Annotated in this window: 8 protein-coding genes; 3 read left to right on the top strand and 5 right to left on the bottom strand. The window is 57.3% G+C overall.

Annotated features, from left to right (window positions below; genetic code table 11):
* Window positions 1-1055: 1055 nt before the first annotated feature.
* Together E8A46_RS30420 and E8A46_RS08850 are read right to left on the bottom strand one after the other, a co-directional pair.
* Entirely contained in the window at window positions 1056-1295 is a 240-nt protein-coding gene (locus tag E8A46_RS30420; RefSeq protein ID WP_363251377.1) for a DUF6804 family protein, read from the bottom strand.
* A 987-nt stretch (window positions 1296-2282) separates the two neighbouring features.
* Entirely contained in the window at window positions 2283-2738 is a 456-nt protein-coding gene (locus tag E8A46_RS08850; RefSeq protein ID WP_291559532.1) for a hypothetical protein, read from the bottom strand.
* A gap of 400 nt (window positions 2739-3138) precedes the next feature.
* Between E8A46_RS08850 and E8A46_RS08845 the strand changes: the two genes are divergently transcribed.
* Both E8A46_RS08845 and E8A46_RS08840 read left to right on the top strand, forming a co-directional pair.
* Window positions 3139-3387 carry a hypothetical protein gene (locus tag E8A46_RS08845; RefSeq protein WP_291559530.1) on the top strand — a complete coding sequence of 83 codons (249 nt, stop codon included), beginning with the start codon at window positions 3139-3141 and terminating at the stop codon, window positions 3385-3387.
* 14 nt (window positions 3388-3401) lie between these two features.
* Window positions 3402-4202 carry a hypothetical protein gene (locus E8A46_RS08840; RefSeq protein ID WP_291559528.1) on the top strand — a complete coding sequence of 267 codons (801 nt, stop codon included), beginning with the start codon at window positions 3402-3404 and terminating at the stop codon, window positions 4200-4202.
* A 294-nt stretch (window positions 4203-4496) separates the two neighbouring features.
* Here the strand turns inward: E8A46_RS08840 and E8A46_RS08835 are convergent, their stop codons facing one another.
* From E8A46_RS08835 to E8A46_RS08825, 3 genes are all read right to left on the bottom strand, one after another.
* Entirely contained in the window at window positions 4497-5003 is a 507-nt protein-coding gene (locus E8A46_RS08835) for a hypothetical protein (RefSeq protein ID WP_291559526.1), read from the bottom strand.
* Window positions 5004-5162: 159 nt separating this feature from the next.
* Window positions 5163-5384, bottom strand: coding sequence for a tyrosine-type recombinase/integrase (locus tag E8A46_RS08830; RefSeq protein ID WP_363251375.1), 222 nt, complete (start codon window positions 5382-5384; stop codon window positions 5163-5165).
* A gap of 88 nt (window positions 5385-5472) precedes the next feature.
* The gene (locus E8A46_RS08825) at window positions 5473-6285 is read right to left on the bottom strand and encodes an outer membrane beta-barrel protein (RefSeq protein ID WP_291559524.1); all 813 of its coding nucleotides are present in this window, start codon (window positions 6283-6285) and stop codon (window positions 5473-5475) included.
* Between the two features lie 508 nt (window positions 6286-6793).
* Between E8A46_RS08825 and E8A46_RS08820 the strand changes: the two genes are divergently transcribed.
* Entirely contained in the window at window positions 6794-7897 is a 1104-nt protein-coding gene (locus E8A46_RS08820; RefSeq protein ID WP_291559522.1) for a tyrosine-type recombinase/integrase, read from the top strand.
* Window positions 7898-8237: the final 340 nt, after the last annotated feature.

Here is an 8237-nt window from a genome sequence, read left to right as displayed (position 1 = left end):
ACCCTTTGCTCTTATCGCAGGTGATTTCCGAGGCATCTCTGCGTCATACTGCTGCGTCATGACTCAATGCGTCAATTAATTTGGCTAGTTGACGCACCTGTTCCGGTGAGGGGCGGCGCCCAAAACTGGAGCTGAATAGACCGTTTGGCATCTCGCTGCGTCAGAATGTCTGCGTCATGAATCACTGCGTCTCAATTTAGGTGATACAGCCTGACGCATCCAGATGGGCTGGGGTTGTGGTCGGAATGCACGAAGTTGGAAGGTTCGACTCTGCCTCGTGGCTTCAGAATTCACCCATCATCATCCGGGATGAACCCGACCGGCGTAACGTGCGATCTTTCCGCTCTTGGGTGGGCCAGATCATGTGCAGTACCGCGTCGTCTGGCATGATCGGCATTTCAGTGCCGCCTCTAACTTCCAGATCGGCGTTTCCCGCTGTCGCGGATGGGGTCCAATGGAGGCTGGCGAGTGTCTCGCACCGATCGCACATCACCCTCGAGCCGGCCGTAACCGCCGTTGAGGCCTTGCGCGATGGCGGCGGGTGGCCCGCGGCCCTCCATCAGTTCGGACCAGAGCAGGCGCTCGGCACCGTCCGCCTCACGGAAGCTTCTTTATCGAACTGACCCGCATGATCCGCGCGAACCTTAGCGCCTCTGGCCCGATCGCCGAAGTTACGCCGTCTGCTTTGTCCGCCCTCGGGCCATCAGAGATCCGGAACGAGAGCTGGACCATCGATACGCGGCGGGGGAAGCTGGCTCATTTGTTCATCGATAAAACTCCAAACGGGGGTGAGCGCCTCCCAGGCGAAGCCTTCCAGCGATATTCCACCCCTATCCCGGGCAGCGAGCTGCGCACAAGCTACAAAGCTATTGGACTTTCTGATCCACGTTTCCTGTTCGGGGTGAGGAACTCCTGCTGCCCTATTGCGCAGCAATTTTGCAAGCGCGAGATGTTGTTCCGAAAACGGCATTTTGAGCCCGCACCTAAGTCAATTGTTGTCGCACGAAGAACAAGTGCAAAAGGAAAGTCGCCGCGGCCCACAAATCGAAAATGAACTATGTAGCTCGATTGAAATGGATCGGTACAAACGGGTTGAACAAAACCGCGACGGCCAACAAGAAAAATGACCATGTTTGGACAACCGGGCGTTCTTGCGTGCCAGCAACAGCTATAAGGACCGCAACGGCACATGTCACAATTCGAGTGAATGTGTAGTAGCCGTAAGGTAGTCGCCAAACAGCTATGAGCAATAGAAGAGCGGGAACAACCCACACAATCCGAGGAATCGATTTCATCTTGAAATCAGCGATCATAAGGTCCGGTCCCCTAGTCGCCTGAATCGTTGTCGTCGTTCGGAGACGAGAACCAGCTGCGGCGTAGGTTACCCCAAATTCAGTCAGCACCCTCGACAAATCCTCCCGGTCTTTCGATCAAGCGCGACGTCGTCGGGATGGCGTTGGTCCTTTCGAAAGCCAACATGCACCGCGAGATAAACTGCCGGGTGATCTTGCCACCGTGGCGGAACCTGCGCGTCGCACCTTTGTTCTCCTAGATCCTCAAGTGGCGCCGAAGAAGCTACGTCGAAGGATGAAAACCAAGGAGAAGCACAATGATTACAAGACAGCTCCTACTCGCAGGCTGCGCCGTCCTAGTTCTGAGCGTTGGCAACGCGTACGCCGGCCCGTGCAACACAGGCGGGAAGGATGCCGGCTCCGGCCCGACGCCCGGGGCCACAGGTCAGGCAATCACCACCGGGTCAGGAGATACCAAAGAACACCCGCCGACCGAAACGATGAACCGGATGGCAGGAGATAAGGCCATGTCGTCGCAGGATGCTCAAAGGCAACAGCAGGGTCAGCCCACCGCCGCACAGGAGGCCGAAGGCGCCAAGCCATCGGCAAAAATGGCGGATCAAGGCTGCTGAACCCGGTATAAGCGGTCCCGCCGGCAAAAGCCGGCGGGCTTATGCGGGAACCTCCGAAGACCAAGGCCCAGCTTCGCGAGATGTTGACTGAGGCCGTCCGCAACACGCAACCAGAGCCGAAGCGCCCGCCGAAGGCCAAAAAAGATTGCGGCTAGCTCGGTCGATTAGCCTTTGTTCGGCCAGCCGTCGCGCTCAAAGAGGACAGTCTGGTTCTGACGAGGTGAGATCTACTCGCCTGTCTTTTGGGCTCCTTCAGGGAGCATCCGTTTGGCCTTCGTCTCAGCACGCTTTTTGAGTTAGGCCTTGATCTTTTCAATCAGAGTCCTTGTTTCTGGCGCGCGAACTTTGAGGGTCGAGTTCACTTGCGCCTCGATTTCTTCGCCTTTTTCTTTGCAACCTTCTTAGCGGTCTTTTTCTTGGTAACAGCCTTCCGTCCGGCTGTTGATTTCGATTTCTTTCCAGATTTTTTTGCGGTCTTTTTGGCTGCCTTCTTTGCGGCCTTTTTCGAAGACGATTTGCCTGCCGTTTTCGCGGTTGCTTTCTTCGGCGGGGTTTTAGCTGATGTCCGTTTTGCCATAGGCTTCCGCTTCTTCTTTGGAATAACCACGGGCATCATTGGTGCGGAAGGCATCAGAGGATCGATAAGGCCATCGCCGGCCACGGGCAAGAAGACAACCTGTTCGCCGGGCTTCACGGGGGCTGGCTCCATCGCATGTTGCAGAGCAGCGGATGCCGTCGTCGCTATGTTTTCGACCGCGTCGTTGATCTTATCGACCAACTTCTCGATCACGTTTTTGTCCTTGTCGTCGTCCATAGCGCGCCCTCCGAAAACTGCTTGGCAGGCTAAATCCAATTCGGGAATAGGGCAATCGCCAAGGAGGAAGCGTCCCTATATCCAGAGACGAAGCAGCGGAGCGAAATTGTCGGACCCAAACCTAATGGAGTCGCGCTAGTGCCAAAACCCCCGCGCTTCGTCGGAAGCGTGTCCCAAAGGTGCCAATGCTTTGCCGTCGGGTCCAGCCCGGCGCTTCACGACAGGCGCGGGGCCTCCGCTGCGCTGATGTGCGGCACGCAGCGCCATTCCCACGGCTCGGTATCGTGCGGGGTGCCATTTGACGCAGCCTGACGCATCTAAACGGGCATGCCGGGAGGCCCGATCTCGGAACGATTCACCGTCTGATGGATTGGGCTGCCAATGGCCAGGAGATTCACTCATGAGCGATGACACCCCGACGCCTCCCTTCATTTACGAGGGCTTAGATCCCACTCCGGAGCCGAAATCCACCATCTCGGAAGTCTCCGAAGCTGTGAAAGGGACGGTCCATCGTGTCAGCGACGCGATAGATGCGGGTCGAAAGCCTGGCATGCCGTTGAGCATCTTGAGCAACATAGCGCGCGAAGCACCTCTCGGGTCGCTGTTAATCGCGTTTCTGTTGGGTGTTGCTGTCGCCCGCCGCCGATAAGCCGATCCCATTTCGTGATAGCGCCATTGCCCGGTCGCGGCTGCTGCGAGGTCGTCGACGCTATCGGCGCGGCACAAAAACTGGCTTTGTGGGAACGGAAAAGCGCCCGCTTTATTGAATCCGCCATGAACCTATCTTGGAGCGATCTCAACAAGGTGCAGGAGGCCGGGGACTATCCGTTCCGCGATGGGACGATCACCGTCACATTTGCTGAGCTTGCAATTTGGAAAAAGAATCCGGGCGCTCAATTCCAATTGATGCGCAGATATCCAATTCAGAGTGCATTCAGATATGTGCTTGGCAAGCAAATCGAAGAAAAGCTAGCTCCGGCCGACACTGAACTCATTTACGAAAGCAGCAACGGCGACTCGTGGTGTCTAACCCGAGATCCGGTAACGGGCGCGCGAGCCGTGATGCACCGTCCAAACCCTCAATCGGGCGGCGAAGTATCGCATATCGAGATCGAAAAATTCCTCTCAGAAGGCGAGAACGGACCGGAACACCAAGCGCTGAGGCGTTTGATGGAAACAAGCGCCCGCATGGCCACCATACTTATCGCCTACGATATTCACCCTGCAGAGGGAGAAGCATATGACGATCTTATCAAAAAGATACAATCTCTGGGCACTTGGTGGCATCACCTCGAATCAACTTGGATTGTGAAATGCGTTCACGCGCCGGGCGAGATACGAGACCAACTGAAATCGCATATAGGCGGTGAAGATCAGTTGCTCGTCATTGATATATCAGGCGATACGGCGGAATGGGTCGGGGTCAATGACGCTGGGAGTAGGTGGCTGAAAGACACTATCTAAGATTAAGTCAGTAATTTCCGCCCAAGCCTATCCGCGGTCGGTGCGCCGCCCTAAAGGCTCGCGTCCTAATTTTAATTGGGGCTGTCCTTTGGGTCTCGGAACCGGATGCACCTCAAGGTATTGGTCTTGCATCACCGCCTCCGTCCTGGCCGCTACCGGTGACAGAGAGACCGATTGGCACGAAACTGCATTCCGGACCGTCGTTGCAGCGCTGGCCAAGATCACGGGCCAATCTCGGCAGGCCGCCTGATCCATATCGGCAAAGAGCCCGCCGGTTAGCCGGCGGGTTTTCTATTAGGGCCTAACAATCGGAGCTGGTCCGCTAAACTCGAAAAGGGTTTCGAATTGACCCGCCGCGTTCGGCTGCTGAATCGACCAACGCGGTATTTCTACGGCCGCCTGGGACGGTGTCGCACCGGCAATTCCAGATTCCACGTCGACATAGGCAAAACCAGATCCCTCACGCGAGACCCGCAAAAACAAGTTGTCTGCAAATAACATAAGCATGCCGGGTCCGTCGGTGACCGTTGATGAGAACTGCAGCGTCTCTTGTGACAGTGCCGGCACCAGCATGGCTTCTGGTAAGGTGATGAGGGGAACACCGCCGAGAGCCGATTCGGCGACCAGACAAGGGGAAGGCTGACCTGGATAGCGTGCCATGTTGAACAAGACCGCAGCACGGTCGTAACCGTACGTCGCGGCAAGCCCGATCGTCGTGAATTCGTTAGTACGAGTCACAAACAGGGTGCCCGGATCCAAATCCGCCAGGTGGCGGAGCTTTCCATTGAGCTGCACTTTCATAAATCCCGGCCTTTCCGCATTCCACACCGTCGTTGCATCGCTCGCCGCGATAGTTTGCGAGCTGCCGCTGATAGGCTTTCCGTTGTTGTCCGGTGTCCTTCACCGGATCAGCAAGCGCGATGCTGTACGGCTCGCTAATCGAGAGCGCTCAACATGCCCTCAGTCCCGCCAGAAGCCATCGAAGCGTGCCGTGCTCAGTTCCGTGTAGCGAACGGTATGCGTGATCGAGACGTGCCCCAGCCAAGCCTGGATGCTTCTGGTTTCGATGCCATCGTTGGCGAGCTTGTAGCCGCAACTGTGCCGCAGCATGTGGCAATGGATCGGCATGGGCACTGAAAGGCGCACAAGATCGCCAGCAATAGCGCACTTCCGGAGCCTCAAATTCAGACCGGTTTTCGGTATGGCGATCAAAATAACTCGGCCGAGACGAGCTTTTAAAGCCGCGTCCGTGTCTGCCTGGGGGCCTCCCTCAGAAGCGGTAGTTCAGGCCGACGCGCGCAAGGTTACCGTTGTCGTGAAACTTGTAGTTCAACGTATTCCCCGCATCGCCCGGAACTGAGCCGTAATTCAAGTTGAGAGTTCGGGATCCCAAATCGTAGTAGAGATATTCAAGCTTGGCGCTCCATTTGTTCAGGAATGCGTATTCCACACCACCGCCGACCGTCCACCCGGTGCGCACTGTATCCGAGCTGGCGCCGATCAGGATTCCGGCAGCACCGTTTGGCACGCCAATGGTCTGAACGCTGTCGTTGACGCTGCCATATGCAAAGCCACCGGTCGCAAATGCAAGCAATCTGTTGTCCAGAACCGTAAACCCGAGGCGACCGCGCACGGTCCCGAGCCAGCTGAGCCTTTGTGTGGCCGACTCAGTATTGGCCTCGATGGGGCCATCGCCGATAAAGTGAGTCTGAGCGAATACTCGCGTATCGGTCTTGTTCAGTCCCGTGTAGTCGAGATCGGCTTCAATACCCGCCACCCAATTTGGAGCGAATTGCCAATTGTACCCAGTCTGAACTCCGCCGGTGAACCCGGTATCACCGATATTGAAGCTCTGAAATTGGCCCACGGCTTGGCGTCCGGTAAAGTCCACACCAGTCGTTGTAAACGAACCGGGGTCCGCACTTGTGTTGCTCCATATCACACCCACGTTTCCGCCCAGATAGAACCCGGACCAATTGTAGGCGACCGGCGCCCCTACCAGAGGCGGAGCCTTGAGATCGGCCGCGTTCGCCGAACCAGTGACCGCCATCGCGGCGACCGCAATAAGAACCAACTTGTTCACAGACGCTCCTCAGGCTGGCGCACGGATCCACCATACGACCTGGGCGAGCCGATTCGCTGTGCGAATCATGCAACACTCTGCGGAAGAATGCGTAGGTCTGCACTCGACAGAGCTGCGCGCGATTTTGGGGGACGCGGGCACCAAGTGTTAGATTCTCACCACTAGCTTGCGAGCGTTCATTCATCGTTCCTCTGTCAGTTACATGACAGACCGATGAGAACGATATCAGAACTGGCAGCATTACCTGACACGATGCGCTTAGGACGAGCGGAAGCCGCGCTGCGGGCTTCGCCCTCCGCTGCTCTCTCACAGCTTGCGTCTCACTCCGCGCTGTCCGTTGTGATCGTCGGGTCACTCTGGCGATGTCTGATCTGCCCCAGCGTTTACCGGCCCTGATCTCGTGAGATCCAGCTTAAAGTCAGATCGGGTCACGTGAGCCGAGCGCTGGTCCGTGACCCGGCACGGTCCCGCCTGCTGCACCAAGCCCTAACGAATGGGACAGCGTTAAGTGAAGCGCAAACTTCCCAGATATACTCACGGCTATGTCGACCAGCACGGTAAGCCGCGCTTCTATTTGCGCCGGCCGGGCCACAAAAAGATCCCGCTGCCTGGATTACCTTGGTCGCCAGAATTCATGGAGGCGCGCGACGCCGCCCTCAAAGGTGAGGAAGGCAAGATCGATATCGGCGCCAACCGCACGGTTGCGGGCAGCGTCAACGCCGCGCTAGTGAGCTACTACCGGTCATCGGCATTCACGAAGTCTCTCGCCGAAAGTACTCAGCAGACGCGTCGCGCCGTCCTGGAGCGCTTTCGCGAGGACCATGGCGAAAAGCGAATCGCCCTGATGCACCGCGCCGCAATGCAGGCCATCCTTAACAGCAAGACGCCAGCAGCGGCTCGCAACTGGCGGAAAGCGATGCGAGGGTTCCTCGATCACTGCCTTTCCCTCAACATGATCAAAGTCGATCCGCTCGCGGGCGTGACGATGGCGAAAATGAAAAAGACCGACGGACATCACCCCTGGGAATCTTCGGAGTGTGCGCAGTTCGAAGCATTTTATCCGCTTGGGACGCGGGCGAGGCTGGCTTACGCGCTGCTGTTGCAGGCCGGTCAGTCGAAGTCTGATGTCGTTCGCATGGGGCGCCAGCATATCCGCGGCACCATGATGTCGATGCGCCGACAGAAAACAGGCGTGCCGTTCAATATCGAGGTGATGCCGATGCTGCGGGCGGCGATCGATGCGATGCCGCCGAGCAATCACATGACGTTCCTTGTGACGGCGCAGGGTAAGCCATTCACCGCGGCCGGGTTCGGAAACCACTTCCGGGACCTTTGCGACGCGGCCGGACTGCCGAAGCGTTGCACGTCTCACGGCCTGCGAAAGGCCGCAGCAACGTATCTGGCAGAGATGGGCGCCACCGACCATCAACTGATGGCGTGGTTCGGTTGGACCTCGATCTCGCAAGCGCAGGTGTACACCAAGATGGCGAACCGACAGGTCATGGCGAGGGGCGCGGCGAAGCTCATTTCAGGAACAGGAATTGGCTCACCTTCTGACCCGGTGAGCCAAAACGACGATCAAGCTATTGAAATCACTAGGAGCGGTAAATGAAGTGGCGATCCCAGCAGGATTCGAACCTGCGGAGCCGAGCGCGCTGCGCCGGCGGCCTGGAGCGCGCCGTGCTCGCAAACACCGATATCTGCATGTGCATGTGCGCTTAGGCGGTTCGATAAACTGCAGCCACAACGCTGCGGCTCGTCCTTCATTCCTGGTGCGGGAAGCGCTCAAAATAACCGTTGCGCTTCAATGCGACGATATTCCCGCACTTTCGACTTAAGCTATTGAAAACATGTCAATAACCGACAATGGGTCCAACTTGTTGGCAGGAGGGAACTGGATCGCGCCCATGGGGAATTCGCTACCGAATTCCGCAAAAGGGCGTCACCGAGTT

The sequence above is a fragment of the Bradyrhizobium sp. genome (assembly GCF_004799445.1).
In the GTDB taxonomy this organism is placed as follows: Bacteria; Pseudomonadota; Alphaproteobacteria; order Rhizobiales; family Xanthobacteraceae; genus Bradyrhizobium.
This window is presented reverse-complemented; position numbering and strand designations above follow the sequence as displayed.

Excerpts from the sequence above, each read along its gene's own strand:
- E8A46_RS30420 (WP_363251377.1), bottom strand. The coding sequence starts at position 1,295 with ATGAAATCGATTCCTCGGATTGTGTGGGTTGTTCCCGCTCTTCTATTG.
- E8A46_RS08850 (WP_291559532.1), bottom strand. The coding sequence starts at position 2,738 with ATGGACGACGACAAGGACAAAAACGTGATCGAGAAGTTGGTCGATAAG.
- E8A46_RS08845 (WP_291559530.1), top strand. The coding sequence starts at position 3,139 with ATGAGCGATGACACCCCGACGCCTCCCTTCATTTACGAGGGCTTAGAT.
- E8A46_RS08835 (WP_291559526.1), bottom strand. The coding sequence starts at position 5,003 with ATGAAAGTGCAGCTCAATGGAAAGCTCCGCCACCTGGCGGATTTGGAT.